This window comes from Nonomuraea sp. NPDC047529 (assembly GCF_040642995.1).
Lineage (GTDB): Bacteria > Actinomycetota > Actinomycetes > Streptosporangiales > Streptosporangiaceae > Nonomuraea.
Map to the genome: position 1 here is coordinate 460752 of NZ_JBEYTJ010000001.1, position 17528 is coordinate 478279.

Below are 17528 nucleotides of genomic sequence, written 5' to 3' on the forward strand. Positions count from 1 at the left end.
CCGCTCGGAAGCCGGACGGCCCGCCTGAACGCACCCCCAGGCGGGTCAGACCTGCCCGGACCGGACGCGGGCCAGCCAGTCGGCGGCCCCGGCGAACTCGGTGTCGGCCGTGCCCCTCTTGATCTGCGGCGCGACCCCGTCGGCGCGGGGGTAGCTGCCGAGGAAGCGCACCTCGCCGCAGATCCGGTGAAGGCCGGAGACGGCCTCGCCCACCCGCGCGTCGGCGATGTGCCCCTCGAAGTCGAAGTGGAAGAAGTAGCGCCCGATGCCGTCGCCCGTCGGCCGCGACTCGATGCGGGTCAGGTTGACCCCGCGCACGGAGAACTCGGTCAGCATCTCCAGCAGCGCGCCCGGGTGGTCGTCGGCGAGGAAGACCACCAGCGTGGTGCGGTCGGACCCGGTCGCCTCGGGCAGCGGCCCCGGACGGCTCACCTTGACGAACCTGGTCACCGTGTCGGACCGGTCGCCGATGTCGCCGGCCAGCGGGACCAGCCCGTAGTGCTCGCCGGCGATGCGCGCGGCGATGGCCGCGTCGTACGGCGAGCCGGGCAGCGAGACCTCCTGGGCCGCGGCCGCCGTCGAGGGCGCGGCGACCACCACGGCGTCGGGCAGCTCGCGGGCGATGTAGGCGCGGCACTGCGTGATGGCCGCGGGGTGCGTGTAGACCCGCTTGATGTGCACGATCTCGGTGTCGGGCCTGGCCAGCAGCGAGAACTGGACCGGGAGCAGCAGCTCGGCCGTGATCGTCAGCGGCTCGCCCCAGGCGAACTCGTCGAGTGTCGTGGTGATCGCGCCCTCGATCGAGTTCTCCAGCGGCACGACGGCGCCGTCGGCGTCACCGGAACGGGCGGCGTTGAGCGCCGCGCTGACCGTGGCGCACGGCAGGCGCTCGGCGGCGGGGTCGAGGAGCCTCAGGGCCTCTTCGGTGAAGGTCCCTTCCGGTCCGAGATAGGCGAGTCTGGGCATGCATCCAGAGTATCCGCAGGTGGCCGCAGCACGCCGCCCTTTCGCCGACCGCGTACGGCACCCGTCCGGACACTCAGTGTGAGCTCTTGAGCATCCGCGGCGGGACCAGCGGCCCCAGCCCCAGCCGGGCCGCCCGGACCGCCTGCTCCTCCTCCGGCGACAGCGGCTGCTGCCCCTTGCCGCCCACCACCGGCCGCACGTACGTGCGCGTCTCGCTGGTGCCGTTGATCGAGGTCAGGACGATGCCGTCGCCCAGCCCGTTGATCATGGCCACCGAGAATGAGAGCCTGCCGCTCATCTCGGCGAGCGCGTCGTAGCGGCACACGGCCACGTCTCTGATGGCCTTGAGATCGCCGGCGCCCTCGCTCGTCTGCCTGGCCACCCTGCGCAGGCAGTCGTCGACGGCGGACCTCGCCTGCCTGAGCCCCATGTAGCCGATGAACACGCCACTCACCCCGGCCACGAGACCCACGACTACCCACGCGGTAATGAGCACGCCACAGAGGGTAATACTTCGGTCAAGCCAATTGCCGCCGTTTGGGCAACCAGGACGCCAGCAACCAGACCAGGACCAGCGCCCCGAGCCCGAACCCGTCCTGGACGATCTTCCCGAGCACCAGGCTCACCCCCGGGACCTTGGCGGCGATCAGCGAGACCCCCCACCACGGCACGGGAACCACGTAGAACAGCCAGACGCCGGCGGCCACCCGCAGCCTGACCGGATCGCGCCCGTCGCCGACGATCGCCCCGAGCACCACGACCACCCAGGCCAGATGGTGGATCCAGGCGACGGGCGAGAGCAGCACCGCCATCAGCGACGTGAGCGCGACCGCCGTCAGCTCGTCCTTCGCCTGGTACGCCGCCCGCGCCGCCCGGAACCCGTACCAGGCCACGGCCGCCACGATCACGGCCCAGATCACGAACGTCAGCGAATCCGGCATGTACAGCCGCAGCAGCATGCCCCGGATCGACTGGTTCGTGGTGGCCGTGTTCGCCCCCAGCCGCTCCGGATCGAGCAGCGCCGAGAACCAGAAGGCGGACGCGTCCTGCGGGATCACCACGAACGGCAGCAACGTCAGCACCGCCGCCACGAACGCCGCCATGAAGAACGGCCGCCACTGCTTGGTGACCAGGAAGTAGATCAGGAAGACGCCCGGCGTCAGCTTGACGGCCGTGGCCAGCCCGACCAGGAACCCCCGGGGCAGCCAGGGCCGCCGCGCCACGCAGTCCACCAGGCACAGGGCGACCAGCAGGATGTCCACCTGACCGAACCGCACCTGGTCGCGGATCGGCATCAGGTACGTGCAGGCCACCATGAGCAGCGCGAACACCCACGGCACGTAGGCCCGCAGAGCCTGCCGGAAGGCGAACCAGACGGTGACGGCCAGCGCCACGAAGATCCCGGCCGTCCACACCCATTGGGCGGTGCCCCAGGACATCTCGGCCAGCGCCACGGCGAGCATCGCCGCGACGGGCGGATAGGTGAAGGGCAGCAGCTGGGGCGCGGGCGTGAAGAAGTCGTACACCGGACGGCCGTCGAGCAGCATCTGGCCGCCGGTACGGTAGACGTCGAGGTCGACGAGCCGCTGGTCGTCCGGGTTGGTCAGCCACGTGTGCACCAGGGGCGCCGCCGCCGCCGCGACGACGAGCGCCACGACGACCCACGCCCACCACTGCCGCCGGATCACCCGCACCTCGCCTCTTGTCACGATGTGGCACGTTACCGTGGCTGTTCATCGAGGGCGCAGACACTGGGGGTTCCGTACATGCCTTACGCCACGCTCGGGGCCGAGCACCAAGAGCCCCGCGTACGCCCCACGCCCCACCCTCTGCCACCCCTCGCCCCGACCTCGGACGCCCCCGCCCCCGGCTTCCTGCCGCGCCTCCGTCCGACTTCGGATGTCCCCGCCCTCCGGCAGCGGCTCAGGGCGGTGGGACCTCGCGCAGGCCGCCCGCTCGTCACCGTGATCCTCGGCCTCCTGCTCGCAACCGTCCTCCTCCCCGGCCCGGCCGCCGCGGCAACGACCTCAGGCAGCTTGGACGGCCCGGCCACCGCGACGGCCGCAGGCGGCATGCACGTCCCAGCCGGTCCGGAGGGTCGGCGGGTGGCGCTGGTCGGGGTTCCCGGCCTGCAGTGGAGCGACTTCAGCCAGTCGGGCACCCCCACCCTGTGGAAGCTCGTCACCCAGGGCAGCTCGGCATCGCTGTCCACCCGCGCCGTCCCGCCCCCGGACCGCGGCATCACCTGTCCCATCGCCGGCTGGCTGACCATCTCCGCGGGCCAGCGCGCCGGCGCCCCCGGCCGAGGCTGTCCCTCCCCGGCGTCCCCCCAGCCCGCCGGCGAAGGCGCCACCGTCCCCAACTGGCGGGACCTGGTGGCCTTCCAGTCCGACACCGGCTACGCGGCCCAGTTGGGCACGCTGGGCCAGCTGGTGGCCGACGGCGGGGGCAAGGTGGCGGCGATCGGCCCCGGCGCCGCCCTCGCCGCCGCCGACAAAGCCGGAAAAATCACTAAATACGCCCCCACCCTCGACGGCCTGAACGACCTGACCCCCTACAACCTGATCGTCTTCGAAGCCGCCGACCTCGCCACCGCCTGGACCAAGGGCGTGCCCGACGAGGCCGGCGTCCCGGGCTCCCTCCCGGCCGCCGAACGCCAAGCCGCCGCGACCCGGGCGGACCAGCAGATCGCCGCCCTGATCGGCAAGCTGCCCCCGAACACCACCCTCCTGCTCGCCGGGACCTCCGACGTCAGCCCCAACGCCCACCTCCACGCGGCCATCGCCACGGGACCGTCCCCGACCGGGCAGCCGTACCCGCAGGGCTACCTCACGGCCTCCTCCACCCGTCAGGACGCCCTGGTCACCATCACCGACCTCACCGCCACCGCCATCCAGCTCCTGGGCCTGACCGCCCCCCGCGACGTGGTCGGCCGCGCCTGGCAGCCCGACGGCAACGGCCCCGCCCCGGCCACCGCCACGGTGACGCGGCTCGCCGACGGCGACCTGGCCAGCCAGGTGCTCCGCGACGTACGCGGGCCCTTCTTCACCGTCCTGGTCACCGTCCAGCTGATCTTCTACGCCCTCGCCGCCCTGGCGCTCCGCCGCCGCCGCTCCACCCGCGCCGGGAAGAGCACGCCGTCCACCGACGGCCACGCGCCCCCGGCGGACGCCGCCACGGCGAAGGACCACCCGGCCCCCCAAGCGGACGGCGAGCCGGCCGACGCCTCGAAGCTGCTGGCGGCCATCCAGGTGGTGGCGACCGTCAGCGGCGCCGTCGCCGTCTCCACCTTCCTGGCCCAGCTCGTGCCGTGGTGGAGCCTGCCGATGCCGATGGTCTCGGTGATCGTGACGATCCTGGCCATCGCCGCGCTGATCACCGCCCTCGCCTTCGCCGGCCCCTGGCGTACGCACGTGCTCGGCCCGCTCACCGTGGTCGCCGCCGTCACCTCGCTCGCCCTCCTCATCGACGTGATGACCGGCTCAGCACTCCAGGTGAACGCCGTAACCGGCTACGAACCCGTCACCGGAGGACGGTTCTACGGCTTCAGCAACATCGCCTTCGCCGTCTACGCCACCGGCACGATCCTCGGCCTGGCCGGCGTGGCCCATTGGCTGCTCGGCAGGGGCGTCTCCCGGACGATCGTGGTGGCGCTGTGCGGCCTGTACGGCGCGTTCGCCGTCTTCGCGGACGGCTCACCCTCGTGGGGTGCGGACTTCGGCGGCGTTCCGGCGTTCGTGATCGGGGTGGCGGTCTTTCTCATCCTGCTGTCCGGCAGGCGCGTGTCGGTGCTGAAACTGCTCCTGGTCGGAGCGGTCGCGGTCGCGCTGATCGCCGCCATCTCGTTCGTCGACTGGATGCGCCCCGCGGACAGGCGGACCCACCTCGGCGCCTTCGTGCAGCAGATCATCGACGGCCAGGCGTGGACCGTCGTCGGACGCAAGTTCGGGGCCATGATCGGCGTGACCGTGGGCAACTGGCCGCTGACCCTTCTCTCGCTGGTCGCGCTGGCGTTCCTGTTCCTGGTGCTGGCCCGTCCGTCGCGGTGGGGCGCCTCGGCGCTCGGTCAGGCGTACGCGCTGGCTCCGCCGCTCAGGGCCGGCCTGCTCGGGACGCTCACCTGCGCCTTCCTGGGCTTCCTCATGAACGACTCGGGCATCGCCATCCCGGCCATGGCGCTCACGGTGGCGGTGCCGCTGACGCTCGCGGCCTGCGTACGGGCCCTCCAGCTCGCCACGCCCACACCACCAGCAGGACGGTCAACGCCAGCAGCGCCCACGCGATCTGAGGCCTGAGGACGCCGCTGAGCCATTCGACGCCCGGCGGCTGCCCGTCCACCCGGGCGGGCAGGTAGGCCAGGGACAGGACCAGCAGGTGGGCGACCATGAACCGGTCGACGGCCGAGGCGCCCACCAGGGCCAGCATCCCGAACGCCAGCCCGTCGTACCAGGGCAGGATGTACGGCGTGGCGAACAGGTAGGCCACGACCAGCGCCGCCGCCACGACGGGCGCCTGCAACCCCCCGGCAGCCCCCGCGCCCTGACCGGCCGAGGCCCGCCGGGACGCCAGCCGGAGCAACGGCCAGGCGACGAGGGCGAGCACCACCAGCGCGCCGACCTGGATCTCCCCCCGGTACGCGCTCCCGGGGGCGACCAGGGCCCAGAGCCACCCCTGCACCAGCTTCCAGAACGAGGCGTGCGAGATCGCCTTGCTGGTCGTCGTCACCGGCGCGATCGCCTCGGGCCCGACGATCGCGTAGCCGACGACCACCACGGCCAGCGCGCTCACCGCCATGACGGCCAGCCGCCCCGGACGGCGGCGCAGCTCCCACGCGGGCCCCAGCGCCACCAGCCCCGCGTTGAGCTTCGTCGCCACCCCGAGCCCGAGCAGCACCCCCGACCTCACCGGATGCGCCCTGGCCAGCAACGCGGCCACCATGCAGGCGATCGCGAGGGTGTCGGCGTGCATGCCCGCGACCAGGTGGTAGAGCAGCAGCGGATTGACCGCCCACAACAAGGCGGCACGCGTCCGGCGGACGGGGTCGTGCCTGGTGAACCGGTCGATCAGCAGCGCCGTGACGACGAAGGCCGCGACGTTGAACACCGCCAGCACGAAGATGGTCAGCCGGAGCGAGTCGCCGCCGATCCAGCTCGCCAGCGCCTGGAGAGCGGTGGCGACGGGCCCGTAGACGCTGGGCTCCTCGCGCCAGGGACGCTCGACGGCGTCGGCGATCGGATCACCCGGCAGGTCGTCGGCGCCGTGCGTGTAGGGGTTCACCCCCAACGTGACCATCCGGCCATATGCGGCGTAGTTGAGATGGTCGCCGGAACCCGAAGGAGGCAGGAACGCGAGCACCCCCGCGGCGAGACACCCGAGAAGCACCAGGAGCCGGGGGCTCGGCACAGGACGCGGACCGGCCGCCAGCGCCGCCAGCAACCCGAGCCCGCCGATGACCACGGCCGCAGCGGCCAGCACGATCACCACATACGGATCAGGCCCGGCCGCCAGCGAGTACGGCGGCTGCCACCCCGACCCGCCTAGCGCGGGAACCATGGGAGAGGGCCCGAGCAGCCCGATCGTGATCGTCAGCAGCACCGAGACCGCGATCATCATCAGCCCGGGGAACGCCAGCCGCTCCCGGACCGCGCCGACCGGCCGATCCCGCCGAGGCGCGGCGGCCCACTCACCCGCGCCGGACATCCAGGCCATCGGGGCCGGCGAGAACCGGCGCCCGTCGCCGTCGGCGAGGAGGCCGGACATGCTCGTCGAGCCGCCGGACCACGGGAGACGCAGCGATGCCACCCAGAAGGGTCGCGCTTGTGCCTGTTTGCGGCGTCTCTCCGAAGTCACCCGCAAATTCCAGCACACTCATGACGACCCCAGCCCCAGATCATCCACGCCTGTGGATAACCCGGAGCCCGAAATCAGCGCTTCGGAAGAAGTTTGCCAAGGTTTTCCACGACCACCGGCTCGCGACTCGCCAGAGCCAGCGCCACATCCCGCAGCTGCCGGGCCCGGTGCAACTGGGCGCGCCAGTCGTTGCCGGTGGCCCGGTGGGACATCTCCACCTCGACCTCGACGACCCTGAACCCCTTGCGCAACAGGTCGATCGTCAGCGCCGTCTCCACACCGAACCCGTGCGCCAGCGGCCGCGCGGCCTCGAAGGCGGCCCTGGTCAGGCAGCGCTGGCCGTTGAGCGGCTGGGCGGCCTCGAAGCCGGTGGCGCGACGGATGCCGTCTCTGGACACGCGCACGACTAAGCCGTGGCCGCCGAGCTTCACCCGCGTGCCGAACACCGCGATCGTCATGTCGGCCTTGCCCTCGCGCACGGGCTCCACCAGCGGCGCCGCGGCGCGCGCCGTGTCACCCAGGTCGGCGTCGAGGAAGAGCAGGTGGCGAGGGGTACGGTCCTCGTCGAGGAGGCGTACGGCCTCCGCACCCGTCTCCATGGCCGCGGCCTTTCCCCGGTTGCGGCTGTGGCGGACCACCCGCGCCCCCGCCGCCCGCGCCACCTTGCCGGTGCGGTCCGTCGAGCCGTCGTCGACGACCACGACGAGATCGACACCGAGCAGGCCGGCCGCGGCGGCGACGGTGGCCGCGATGCGGTCGCCCTCGTTCACCGCGGGAATGACGACAGCCGTGTCAGCCTGCGTCATGATCCCTCGGTGATGAGGAACTCCTGCGGCAGCTCGTCATGCACGGTGAACACCGAGACGAGCCCCGTGACCTGCAGGATCTTGCGGACGGCCGGACGCGGCGCGGCCACCTCCAGCACGCCTCCCCGCTCTTTCATGCGCTTGAGCGCCGAGAGCAGCACGTTCATCCCCGTGGAGTCGCAGAAATCCACGGCGGACATGTCGATGACCACCCGGCTGGGCCCGTCCTGCAGCAGCCGAGTGAACTCGGCCTGCAGGTGAGGCGCCGTATAGAGGTCGATTTCTCCGGTGATGGCAACGAGTGCGCACCCGGCATGTGATCGAGTCGAGACCTTGAGCTCCACATGGGCAGGCTAGCGGCGCGGAGGCTTCCGGTCACGTTGTCACGCCGAGAGGGGAACGACAGGTTTTTGTCCTCCGTTTGGGCTCCATCAAAACGGAGAGTACGCGAAGCTTGACAGCGTGACACCGGAACCGGCAACGCTTCACGGAGAAGGAGGGGCTGGGGCCCGCCCCATGGGCCTCGTATCGATGAATGCAGAGAAACCTGAAGATCCACAGCGTCAGGGGCTCCGGGAGCGTCTGGAGACCATCCTCATCCGCACAGAAAAGGCCACGTCATGGCATGACGAAGCGGCGCGCCTGCGCGGGCTGCTGAACCACGAGGGCTACGTCCCGATCCGCACCAGGCTGGCGAGCGAAGACCTCGACTTCCTGGCCGGCTCACGCGCCGACCTGCTCAGGTTCGCCGAGCTCGGGCTGCGGCTGCTCGACCTGCACCAGCCGCGCGACGCGGGTGGCATCACGAGCGACACCGCCAACCCGATCCTGCGGTGCCGGAGCTGCATGTGGCGCTGGCCCTGCCCGACATTCCGGGCGATGTCAGAGTCGTTCGGCCATCGCGACACGGCGCTCCCCGAACCCGCCTGACCCCGCAGCCAGACGGGGCAGCCCACGATCGAGGAGCGGAGCCACAAGCGGAAGATCGAGGCAGGACACCGTGCGGGAACGTCAACTTCCGGGCACCAGGGGCAGGCGGATCTCGAACCGGCACCCCGGTCCTTCGTTGACCACCCCGATCATCCCATCGTGCGCCTCGACGATCCCCTGGGCGATCGCCAGCCCGAGCCCGGCGCCGCCGTCGGCGGTGGGCGTACGCGCGGCCTCCCCCCGGAACGCCACCTCGAACACCCGAGGCAGATCCTCCTCGGGAATCCCCCCGCAACCGTCGGCCACCGACAGACAGGCCATCCCCTGCCCGTCCACCGCGGCCCGCAGCACCACGGCCCGGTCAGAGGGCGTGTGCCGGACGGCGTTGACGACCAGGTTCCGCAGGGCCCGGCCCAGTGCGGCCGCGTCGACCTCCACGGGCACGGCCCCCGCCGCCTCCGCCGTGAGCACCACCCCCTTGGCCCTGGCCAGCGGCTCGACCCCGGCCAGCGTGTCGGCCACGAGGTCGGCGAGCCCGATCCTGGCCCGCGAGAGCCGCAACGCGCCCGCGTGGATCCGCGACAGCTCGAACAGGTCGTCCACCATGGCCGAGAGCCGTTCGACCTCCAGCTTCATCTGGGCGTGGTAGCGCGTGACCGTCGCGGGGTCGGCCACCACCCCGTCCTCCAGGGCCTCGGCCATGGCCCGCAGGCCGGCGAGCGGCGTGCGCAGGTCGTGGCTCACCCAGGCGACCAGCTCCCGGCGCGCGCCCTCCAGGGCGCGTTCCCGCGCGTACGCCTCCTCAAGGGTGCCGGCGATCTCCTGGAGCTCGGCCGGCAACCCCTGCGGCGCCCTGAACGGCACCTCCCGCACGGCCGCCACCAGCCGCCTGCTCTCGCCCACCACCCGCCTGGCCAGCACGAACGCCACCCCGAGCCCCACCAGGCCGCCAACCGCCACCACGCTGAGCACGAAGTCCTTGACCGCGCCCTCGATGATCATCTTCATGGTGATCGCGACCACGCCCGCCAGCGTCGCCGCCACGGCGACCACCACGACGACGGCCAGCATCACCCCGATCGACCTGGTCCGCAGCCGTCCCATCGCCCACACGCCGGCGGCCGCGACCAGCAGCCCCAGCACCGCCGAGACGGCCACCACCATGGGCAGCTCGCTCACGGACACCACGACCTCCGGGCACGTCTCAAGCAGACACGGCTCGGCGGGTGTCACCGCGCGATCTCCAGTGGCTCGTACCGGTATCCGACGCCCCAGACCGTGACGATCCGCCGCGGCTGCGTCGGGTCCGCCTCGATCTTCTCCCGTAACCGCCGCACGTGCACGGTCACGGTCGAGGAGTCGCCGAACGACCAGCCCCACACCTGGTCGAGCAGCGCCGACCTGCTGAACGCCTGCCGCGGGTTGCGCATGAGGTAGGCCAGCAGGTCGAACTCCCTGGCCGTCAGCAGCACCCGATGGCCGCCCAGCAGCACCTCGTGGGCCCCGACGTCGACGACGAGATCGCCGTCGCGCAGCACGCCGGTCCCGGCCGTGACGGACGCCCCCCGCGCCCGGCGCAGCACCGACTGGACGCGCAACGCCAGCTCCCGCGGGCTGAACGGCTTCGTCACGTAGTCGTCGGCCCCGGTCTCCAGGCCGACCACCCGGTCGATCTCCTCGCCGAGCGCGGTCAGCATGATCACCGGGACCGGCCACCGCTCCCTGAGCTTCCTGCACACCTGGAGGCCGTCGATCCTGGGCAGCATCAGGTCGAGCACCATGAGGTCGGGCGGATCGGCCAGCGCCCTGCGCAACGCCTCGGCCCCGTCGTCCACGCACTCGACCTCGTGCCCGTCGCGCTCCAGATAGCGCGCCACGACCTCGGACACGGTCGGATCGTCGTCGACCACCAGAATGCGGGTGTTCACCGTCTCACCGTACGGCTGAGCCCCACGTAGGGGACATGTACGTCACAGGTTCGTAAGCCTCGCGGATCATCCTCGGAGGACGTACGGTGGCCTCATGAGTAGAGTCGTCATGCTCGTTTTAGGGGCCATCCTCGGTCTCTTCGTGCTGTTCACCTTCGTTCTGCCCCTGCTGGCAGGTCTGTTCAAGCTCGTCCTGATCGTCGGTGTGGTCGCACTGATCGTCTTCATCGCGGTCACCATCGTCGGTAAGTCCCGTTCGTCACAGTGACGTCGTTCCTGTTCGATCCGTGGCTGGTGGGGATCACCATGATGGCGATCCTCCTGCTGGCCACGTGGGCAGCCACGTTGCTGCCCGCACTCGGCGGTGAGCACTCCGGCTTCCCGCTGTCCTACGCGCGCCGCACGGCCTTCCAGCGGCTGCGCGATCCCGACGCGGCCGGACGCCCGCGTCCACGAGCGCCTTAGCCGAGCCCCGCTTCCGGTCAAGCGGGGCTCATCACCTGTGAGCCCTGATCCGTCGTCATGTCTGAAGGGCTCATGATCGATTCACTTGTCACGTTCGTCATCGGCGTGTCCGGGGGTAACGCCGCGCTCGCCATCGTGCTGTTCACCCTCGCCGTACGCCTGGTCCTGCTGCCGCTCAACGTCCGCCAGGCGCGTACCAACCGGGTCAAGCAGCGGCTCGCGCCGGAGCTGCGAAAGCTGCAGAAGCGTCACGGACGCGATCCCGAGCGGTTGTCCAAGGAGCTGACCGCGCTGTACGCCCGGGAAGGCACGTCGCCGTTCGCGGGGATCTTGCCGATGCTGGCGCAATTGCCGTTCATGTGGCTGATGTTCAGGGTGGCCACGCATCCGACCGCGCTGGCCGGGCACACGCTGTTCGGAGCTCCGCTGGGGCAGCAGATCGCGGGTGTGGTGGCCAATTTCGGTCTGATCAGTTGGCCGGTTTCGGTCTTCGTCGTCGTGATCGCGGGGCTCGTGCTGCTGGCATGGCTGTCGGCACGCTCGATCAAGGTCTCGGAGGACCAGCCGGAGCTGCTGCGGAAGGTCATGCCGCTGCTTCCGTACGGCTCGGCGCTGGCCGCGCTCGTGCTCCCCCTGGCGGGCGGCCTGTACCTCGTGGTCTCCACGGCATGGGCCGTCACCGAACGGGCCGTGCTAGCGGCCAGGGCCGCCTAACCGGCCTCCTTCAGGGCCGCGACCTGCCCGTTCACCGACGCGCCGTTGGGTGCGGGCAGGATGGCCCACACGGTCGTCGTGTCCCCGTCGTGACGAACCCCCCAGCTCTCAGCCACGTATTCGACGATTCCCAGCCCCCGGCCCCCGAGCGAAGACAGGGTCGGGCGGCCCGCCCGCGGCTCTGTCGCCGCACCCCCGTCGCTCACCGCCACCTCGATGTGATCGTCGCTACGCATCCAGGCGACCCTCACCATGCCTGAAGGCAGCGGATGCGCGTGCCGCAGCGCGTTGCTCAGCAACTCGCTCACCACCAGCACGGCATCGTCGATCGCGGCGGTGTAGACCCCACAATCCTGCAGGTCAGTGCTCAGACGCTGGCGGGCGACGGCGACGCTGGACGGCGCGTACGGCAGCAGCACCACGCTTGACACACCCACCTCCCCGTTCCCTGTGCCCCCCGCGGGAACACTCCCCGGTACGACCGAAATGCCCCGTTAGCCAATCGCAGAAACCGCATCTCGATCACAGCTTGTACACATTGGACGATAGATCAGCTCAACTGTGACCACCTCGTTACCGCATCGGTGTGTCGGATCGGATAGTGGAAGCGCGCCTCAGCACCAACCGCATCCTCGTACCCCCTCCGGACCTCGGTTGAGCACTCACTTCTCCCCCCTGCGCCCGGGCCAGACCGCGCACGATATAGAGCCCGAGCCCCACTCCACCAAAGCGCCTCCGGTCCCCGCTGTCCACCTGGACGAAGCGCTCAAAGATCCGTTCGCGGTCAGGCGGTGAGATTCCGACCCCCTCGTCATCCACCACTACGACCACGTCGTCGCCCTCGGACCAAGCTTCAACACAGATCAATCCACCCATAGGGGAATATTTAAACGCGTTCTCCAGCAATTGCCCCAAAACGATGTCGGTTGCCAGGGCGTCGCCCAGCACCGGGGGCAATCCGTCCGGAATGCGGACCTCGACGCGGTGGCGGTCGGACAACACGGGAAGGCCGAGCGTGGCCGCGTGGATGCGGGCGGCGAGGTCGAACGCCTCGATCCGCACCGCCAGCTCGTCCGCGCCCGCCCTGGCCCCCAGCAGGAGATGGTCCATGAGCTGACCCAGCGAGCCGGCCCGCTCGGCGATCGTGTGCACGGCCGAGCGCCGTTCGGAGTCGCTCATCTTGTCCCAGCGCGCGTCGAGCGTGCTGGCGAACCCCCGCACGATCGTGATCGGCGTACGCAGCTCGTGGCTGGTCGTGGCCAGGAAGAGGTCCTTGGCCTCCTCCAGCTCCTTGGCCTGGGTGACGTCGCGGAAGTCGATGACGACCTCGCCGGTCTCCTCGATCTTCGCGCTCACCACGTCCAGCCACCGGCCGTTCTCCATCTGGAACGTCAGCTTCTCCCCGGGGCTGGGCAGCGGGAACGGCGGCGGCCCGCCGATCACGACGTCGGCAGGGAAGGCGGTCAGCTCGGCCGCGGCGGGGTTCCAGCGCACGACCCGGCCGGCGTCGTCCAGCACGGCGATGCCGTCGGCGCTGGCGTCGAACACGGCCCGCTCGTGCGCCCGCTGCCGTACCGCCTCCTGGTAGGCCACCGCGTTGCCGACCGCGATGCCGGCGTGCCCGGCCAGCAGTTCGAGGAGCTCCAGCTCCAGGTGCCCGGGGACGGCCCCGGCGAACAGCGCGTAGAGGGCGCCGTAGGGGCGTCCGCCGACCGCGGCCAGGCCGAGCGCGATCGTGTGCAGCCCGTTGAGCCTGGCCCACACCAGGTCGTCGAGCCCGTGAGACTCCAGCATCACGGTCTTGCCCGTGCGTAAGAGCTTGTCCACCAGGCTCGTCCGCAGGCCGGTGGTGGTGCCCCTGAGCGTCTCCGGCAGCCGGTACGTGCTGACCAGCCGCAGCCGCTCCCCCTCGATCAGCACGAAGCCGCCAGCGTCCGCGCCCGTCAGCTCGGTCAGGCTGGCCGAGATCCGGTCGAGCACGGCCGGCAGCTCCAGCTCGGAGTTGATGTCGCCGACCACGTCGGTGAGCCGGCGCACCAGCCTGGCCCGGCGTTCCATGCGCAGCCCGGCCACCTCGTCGGCCCGGGCGGGATGGTGGACGCAGACGTAGCCGACCACGGAGTTGCCCAGGCGCAGGGCGTTGATGTCCACCCGCAGGTCGAGCGCGCCGCCGTCCTTGTGGACGCGCTTGGTGCGCAACGACACCTGCCCCCCGGTCCGTACGCGCTCCAGCACCGCGTTGTGCTCGGCGGTCAGTTCGTCGGGGACGATCGGCGCCCGGCGCCCCAGCATCTCGGCGGCCGTCCAGCCGAACAGCTGCTCGGCCGCCGCGTTCCAGACCAGCACGCTCTGGTCGCGGTCGAGCGCCACCACGGCGTTGGGGGAACCGGCGAGCACAGCGCGAGCGATCTCCTCGTCACTGCCGACCCATGTGTCCCCCACACCTCCATAGTGCACGTGGCGTGGTGGGTCTGACGGGCGATCCGTCCGATACGCTGCGCTCACGAAGATTCCGGTGGCTGAAACGGGTGAGAGGCATGTCGAGCAGCGACCTCGATGCCCTGCTGAGAGTGACCTCCAACACCTACAAGGGCGAGGGCCCGCCGCACATCGCGTTCGGCACCTACGACGGCGCCGTGGGCAGGCTCGTCCTGGCGGTCACCGGCAAAGGCATCGCGGCCTGCAGTTTCGAGTCCGAGAACGTCGTGTACGAGCGGGTGGCCAAGGAGGTCGGCACGTTCATCGGGCCCGACGCCCGCCGTCTCGACCCGGTGCGCCGGGAGCTCGACGCGTACTTCTCCGGGCGGCTGCGCACGTTCGCCACGCCGGTCGACCTCGCGCTGGCCACGCCGTTCGCCCGTAGCGTGCTGCAGAAGACCATGGCCGTCCCCTACGGCACGACCACGACGTACGAGGAGATCGGCGCGAGCATCGGACGGCCGCGCGCGCTGCGCGCGGTCGGCAACGCGGTCGGCGCCAACCCCGTCTGCGTGATCGTGCCCTCCCATCGGGTGGTCCGTGAGGACGGCGAGCTCGGCGACTACGCCGGAGGCGTGGCCGCCAAGCAGCACCTGCTCAACGTCGAGCGCCGCGTCTCAACGGCCCGCTGACCGGCGCAGGCCCCTGGTGAGCCCACCGGTCAGTCCACCGGTCAGCCCACCGATCAGCAGGGTCACCAGGGCGGCGACGAGCGCGCCGCCGAGCGCGCCGTTCATCCACATCTCCCGTGTGAAGCCGACCGCGTCGCGGGCGGCCGCCCAGAAGTCGTCCCAGCCGGCGACGGTGGGCGTCGAGGTGGTGAACCAGTAGGCGGCGAAGCCGAGCGCCCACGGCAGCAGCATCAGCCAGCGCGAGGGCGCGTCCTCGGCGGTGTTCCAGCGGGCGGCGCCGCCGAGCACGAAGTAGTCGACGGCCAGCACCGCGAACATCGGCACGAACACCGCGCCGATCACGCCGAGGAACGCGCCGTAGGAGGTGACGTCCACGACCAGGGCGATCGCGGTGGTGAGCACGCCGATCGCGGTGGAGACGACCCGCCGGTCGACCTTCGGCATGAGGTTCTGGAGCGAGACGGTGGTGGAGTAGACGTTGGCGAAGGACTGGTCGGTCTCGCGCAGCACCAGGATGCCGAAGAACAGCGCGCCCAGCGGCGCCACGACGAACGGCTGGAACACGACCATGCCGTCGGCCTGGACCGCCTGGGCGCCCGCGATGGCCACCGCGTACACGCCGAGGGCCAGGCAGGCCACCTGGGCGACGGTGTAGCCGCCGACGACGCCGGTGAAGGCGGCCCGGCTGGAGCGCGAGTGCCTGGCGAAGTCGGCGGCCATCGGCACCCACGACACCGACAGGGCGATCACGTAGTCGACGGCCGGGGCGAAGGCCGTCCACGACCCGCCCGTGTACGTCGGCGCCTCACCCAGGAACGACACGGTGAACCAGATCAGCGACACGATCACGCCGACGGTCACGTACCGGCGCAGCAGCCTGATCGACCCGAGCGGCCAGACGGCCAGCGCGGTGGTCAGCACGCCCGCCACCACCACCCACACCTGGTACGGGACGTCCCCGAAGATGGCGTTCGCGGCCTTGGCGATCACCCAGAGCTCGAAGGCCCCCCAGCCGAGCATCTGCACGATGTTCAGCACGGACGGGACGTACGACATCTTCGCCCCGAACAGCCCGCGCAGCAGCACCATGGCCGGCCGCCCGGTCTGCGTGCCGGGAATGGCCGACAGGCCCACCATGGCGGTGCCGATGAGGCTGCCGACCACGGCGGCCGTGAGCGCGGCCACGAGGCTGAGCGGGGCGCCGCCCAGCGGGTCGATCAGGATGAGCGCCCCGGAGAAACCGAGGAGGCTGACGCCGAGGTTGGCCCAGAGCGCGCCCTGGTCGAGGACGCCGAGGGTCTTGGGGGGCGCGCCGTCAAGGGTCAGCGGTACTTCGTCGACGACATGCGTCATCGCACACTCCCTACGCCGGCATTACCCGGACAGGTTCAGGCGGTCGGCAGCGGCTGTGTTGCTGCCCTCTCAGCCCGGCACCCCGAGCTCCCGCGACTATGCAGTTGGCGCCCTCATCATGCCTCAGTGGCGGAAGAACCGCCACAGTGGGGCATTCAGGCCACGAACGGCTGCTGTCCGGTCTCGCTGACCATCGGACGGCGCGCGAACTCCCACGACTGCATGCCGCCGCCCACGTTGACGGCGTCGCGCCCGAGCTGGTTGAGCCACGCCGTGACCTGCATCGACCGGCCGCCCACCCGGCACACCACGTAGACGGTGCGGTCGGCGGGCACCTCCTCGACGCGGCCCTGGATCTGCGACATGGGGATGTGCACGGCCTCGGGGGCGTGGCCGGCCAGCCATTCGTCCTGTTCGCGGACGTCGAGCAGGTAGGCGTCGTCGGGAACGGCGGTGGCCTCGATCTCTGGAACGGTCATGCTTCCATCATCCCGCGCCCGGGACCCTACTTGAGCAGGCGCGACATCCGCCGGTCGGCCAGCGGCCTGCCGCCCGTCTGGCAGGTCGGGCAGTACTGGAGCGAGGAGTCGGCGAACGACACCTCGCGGATCGTGTCGCCGCACACGTCGCACGGCTGGCCCGCCCGGTTGTGCACGCGCAGCCCGGACTTCTTCTCCGCCTTGAGGTCCTTGGCCGCCAGCCCGTGCGCCCGCTCCACGGCGTCGTGCAACGTCGTCACGATGGCCTCGTGCAGGTCGGCGATCTGCGCGTCGGTCAGCGTCGCCGCGATCTTGAACGGCGACATCCTGGCGGCGTGCAACACCTCGTCGGAGTAGGCGTTGCCGATGCCGGCGATCACCTTCTGGTCGCGCAGCAGGCCCTTGATCTGGGCACGGTTGCCGCCCACGATGCGCTTGAGCGCCTCGACGGTGAAGGCGTCGTCGAGCGGGTCGGGGCCCAGGGCGGCGACGCCCGGGACGTCCTCCGGCTTGTCGGTGACGTAGACGGCCAGCCGCTTCTGCGTGCCGGCCTCGGTCAGCTCGAACCCGGGGGCCAGGCCGTCGTCGTCGGGCGCCAGCCGTACGCGTACGGCCAGCGGCCCCTTGCCCGGCCGCACCGGCCGCGCGCCGGACAGGTCGTCACGCCAGCGCAGCCAGCCGGCGCGGGCCAGGTGGATGATCAGATGCAGGCCGTCGCAGTCGAGGTCGAGGAACTTGCCGTGCCTCGACACGCCCGTGACGGTGAGCCCGCCGAGCGCGGTGACCGGCGGGTCGAACGTCTTGAGCGCCTGGAAGGCGACGACGTCCACGCCCGCGATCGAACGGCCGACCGCCCGCTCGCGCAGGAAGTGGGTGAGCGACTCCACTTCGGGAAGTTCCGGCATGCCACCAGGGTATGGCGCGCGC

Annotated in this window: 19 protein-coding genes and 1 riboswitch; of the genes, 6 read left to right on the plus strand and 13 right to left on the minus strand. The window is 71.1% G+C overall.

The features are described 5' to 3' along the window. Window positions 1-45: 45 nt before the first annotated feature. The 3 genes from pheA to ABZ815_RS02395 all read right to left on the minus strand — a co-directional run bounded on the left by pheA (window position 46) and on the right by ABZ815_RS02395 (window position 2675). Window positions 46-966, minus strand: a complete 921-nt coding sequence (gene pheA / locus ABZ815_RS02385; RefSeq protein WP_357693087.1) for a prephenate dehydratase — start codon at window positions 964-966, stop codon at window positions 46-48. Between the two features lie 73 nt (window positions 967-1039). Continuing rightward, the gene (locus ABZ815_RS02390) at window positions 1040-1462 is read right to left on the minus strand and encodes a DUF4446 family protein (RefSeq protein WP_357693089.1); all 423 of its coding nucleotides are present in this window, start codon (window positions 1460-1462) and stop codon (window positions 1040-1042) included. 22 nt (window positions 1463-1484) lie between these two features. After that, window positions 1485-2675: a glycosyltransferase 87 family protein gene (locus ABZ815_RS02395; RefSeq protein WP_357693091.1), complete on the minus strand. Its 1191-nt coding sequence runs from the start codon at window positions 2673-2675 to the stop codon at window positions 1485-1487. 255 nt (window positions 2676-2930) lie between these two features. On the opposite strand from ABZ815_RS02395, the gene ABZ815_RS02400 reads away from it, so the two are divergent. Further along, complete coding sequence (locus ABZ815_RS02400) at window positions 2931-5261, plus strand: hypothetical protein (RefSeq protein WP_357693093.1); 2331 nt, start codon at window positions 2931-2933, stop codon at window positions 5259-5261. On the opposite strand, the gene mptB is transcribed toward ABZ815_RS02400, so the two are convergent. The 3 genes from mptB to ABZ815_RS02415 all read right to left on the minus strand — a co-directional run bounded on the left by mptB (window position 5146) and on the right by ABZ815_RS02415 (window position 7966). Beyond that, window positions 5146-6768, minus strand: a complete 1623-nt coding sequence (mptB, locus tag ABZ815_RS02405) for a polyprenol phosphomannose-dependent alpha 1,6 mannosyltransferase MptB (RefSeq protein ID WP_357693095.1) — start codon at window positions 6766-6768, stop codon at window positions 5146-5148. The genes ABZ815_RS02400 and mptB overlap by 116 nt on opposite strands. 122 nt (window positions 6769-6890) lie before the next feature. Further along, on the minus strand, window positions 6891-7622 hold the full coding sequence (locus ABZ815_RS02410; protein WP_357693097.1) for a glycosyltransferase: 732 nt from the start codon (window positions 7620-7622) through the stop codon (window positions 6891-6893). After that, the gene (locus ABZ815_RS02415) at window positions 7619-7966 is read right to left on the minus strand and encodes an STAS domain-containing protein (RefSeq protein ID WP_357693099.1); all 348 of its coding nucleotides are present in this window, start codon (window positions 7964-7966) and stop codon (window positions 7619-7621) included. The genes ABZ815_RS02410 and ABZ815_RS02415 overlap by 4 nt, the downstream gene beginning before the upstream one ends. Before the next feature lie 172 nt (window positions 7967-8138). Between ABZ815_RS02415 and ABZ815_RS02420 the strand changes: the two genes are divergently transcribed. Continuing rightward, complete coding sequence (locus tag ABZ815_RS02420) at window positions 8139-8552, plus strand: hypothetical protein (RefSeq protein ID WP_357693101.1); 414 nt, start codon at window positions 8139-8141, stop codon at window positions 8550-8552. Between the two features lie 81 nt (window positions 8553-8633). On the opposite strand, the gene ABZ815_RS02425 is transcribed toward ABZ815_RS02420, so the two are convergent. Both ABZ815_RS02425 and ABZ815_RS02430 read right to left on the minus strand, forming a co-directional pair. After that, a complete protein-coding gene (locus tag ABZ815_RS02425) occupies window positions 8634-9731 on the minus strand; it encodes an ATP-binding protein (protein ID WP_357693103.1) in 1098 nt (365 codons plus the stop codon). Window positions 9732-9781: 50 nt separating this feature from the next. Next, entirely contained in the window at window positions 9782-10480 is a 699-nt protein-coding gene (locus ABZ815_RS02430) for a response regulator transcription factor (protein ID WP_357693105.1), read from the minus strand. 94 nt (window positions 10481-10574) lie between these two features. Between ABZ815_RS02430 and ABZ815_RS02435 the strand changes: the two genes are divergently transcribed. The 3 genes from ABZ815_RS02435 (at window position 10575) to ABZ815_RS02445 (ending at window position 11659) form a co-directional block, all read left to right on the plus strand. Then, window positions 10575-10748 (plus strand): hypothetical protein, encoded by a 174-nt coding sequence (locus ABZ815_RS02435; protein ID WP_357693107.1) that lies wholly within the window; start codon window positions 10575-10577, stop codon window positions 10746-10748. Beyond that, a complete protein-coding gene (locus ABZ815_RS02440) occupies window positions 10745-10945 on the plus strand; it encodes a DUF6412 domain-containing protein (RefSeq protein WP_357693109.1) in 201 nt (66 codons plus the stop codon). Before ABZ815_RS02435 ends, ABZ815_RS02440 begins: the two co-directional genes overlap by 4 nt. 72 nt (window positions 10946-11017) lie before the next feature. Next, the gene (locus ABZ815_RS02445; protein WP_357693110.1) at window positions 11018-11659 is read left to right on the plus strand and encodes a YidC/Oxa1 family membrane protein insertase; all 642 of its coding nucleotides are present in this window, start codon (window positions 11018-11020) and stop codon (window positions 11657-11659) included. Here ABZ815_RS02445 and ABZ815_RS02450 read toward each other — a convergent pair. Both ABZ815_RS02450 and ABZ815_RS02455 read right to left on the minus strand, forming a co-directional pair. Further along, on the minus strand, window positions 11656-12081 hold the full coding sequence (locus ABZ815_RS02450; protein ID WP_357693112.1) for an ATP-binding protein: 426 nt from the start codon (window positions 12079-12081) through the stop codon (window positions 11656-11658). The two genes, ABZ815_RS02445 and ABZ815_RS02450, sit on opposite strands and share 4 nt — an antisense overlap. Before the next feature lie 151 nt (window positions 12082-12232). Continuing rightward, window positions 12233-14101, minus strand: coding sequence for a PAS domain-containing sensor histidine kinase (locus ABZ815_RS02455; RefSeq protein ID WP_357693114.1), 1869 nt, complete (start codon window positions 14099-14101; stop codon window positions 12233-12235). Window positions 14102-14196: 95 nt separating this feature from the next. On the opposite strand from ABZ815_RS02455, the gene ABZ815_RS02460 reads away from it, so the two are divergent. Continuing rightward, entirely contained in the window at window positions 14197-14769 is a 573-nt protein-coding gene (locus ABZ815_RS02460) for a methylated-DNA--[protein]-cysteine S-methyltransferase (protein ID WP_357693116.1), read from the plus strand. Here ABZ815_RS02460 and ABZ815_RS02465 read toward each other — a convergent pair. The 3 genes from ABZ815_RS02465 to ABZ815_RS02475 form a co-directional block, all read right to left on the minus strand. Beyond that, a complete protein-coding gene (locus ABZ815_RS02465; RefSeq protein WP_357693118.1) occupies window positions 14755-16122 on the minus strand; it encodes a cytosine permease in 1368 nt (455 codons plus the stop codon). The two genes, ABZ815_RS02460 and ABZ815_RS02465, sit on opposite strands and share 15 nt — an antisense overlap. Then, window positions 16113-16226: riboswitch (TPP riboswitch) on the minus strand. It overlaps the preceding gene by 10 nt. Window positions 16227-16277: 51 nt before the next feature. Further along, window positions 16278-16601 carry a rhodanese-like domain-containing protein gene (locus ABZ815_RS02470; protein ID WP_357693120.1) on the minus strand — a complete coding sequence of 108 codons (324 nt, stop codon included), beginning with the start codon at window positions 16599-16601 and terminating at the stop codon, window positions 16278-16280. Between the two features lie 26 nt (window positions 16602-16627). Then, on the minus strand, window positions 16628-17506 hold the full coding sequence (locus tag ABZ815_RS02475; RefSeq protein WP_357693122.1) for a DNA-formamidopyrimidine glycosylase family protein: 879 nt from the start codon (window positions 17504-17506) through the stop codon (window positions 16628-16630). Between the last annotated feature and the right edge of the window lie 22 nt (window positions 17507-17528).

Bases quoted from the DNA above. Each gene is read 5' to 3' on its own strand.
- pheA (WP_357693087.1), bottom strand. From the start codon at position 966: ATGCCCAGACTCGCCTATCTCGGACCGGAAGGGACCTTCACCGAAGAG.
- ABZ815_RS02410 (WP_357693097.1), bottom strand. From the start codon at position 7,622: ATGACGCAGGCTGACACGGCTGTCGTCATTCCCGCGGTGAACGAGGGC.
- ABZ815_RS02420 (WP_357693101.1), top strand. From the start codon at position 8,139: ATGGGCCTCGTATCGATGAATGCAGAGAAACCTGAAGATCCACAGCGT.
- ABZ815_RS02435 (WP_357693107.1), top strand. From the start codon at position 10,575: ATGAGTAGAGTCGTCATGCTCGTTTTAGGGGCCATCCTCGGTCTCTTC.
- ABZ815_RS02445 (WP_357693110.1), top strand. From the start codon at position 11,018: ATGATCGATTCACTTGTCACGTTCGTCATCGGCGTGTCCGGGGGTAAC.
- ABZ815_RS02460 (WP_357693116.1), top strand. From the start codon at position 14,197: ATGTCGAGCAGCGACCTCGATGCCCTGCTGAGAGTGACCTCCAACACC.
- ABZ815_RS02465 (WP_357693118.1), bottom strand. From the start codon at position 16,122: ATGACGCATGTCGTCGACGAAGTACCGCTGACCCTTGACGGCGCGCCC.
- ABZ815_RS02470 (WP_357693120.1), bottom strand. From the start codon at position 16,601: ATGACCGTTCCAGAGATCGAGGCCACCGCCGTTCCCGACGACGCCTAC.
- ABZ815_RS02475 (WP_357693122.1), bottom strand. From the start codon at position 17,506: ATGCCGGAACTTCCCGAAGTGGAGTCGCTCACCCACTTCCTGCGCGAG.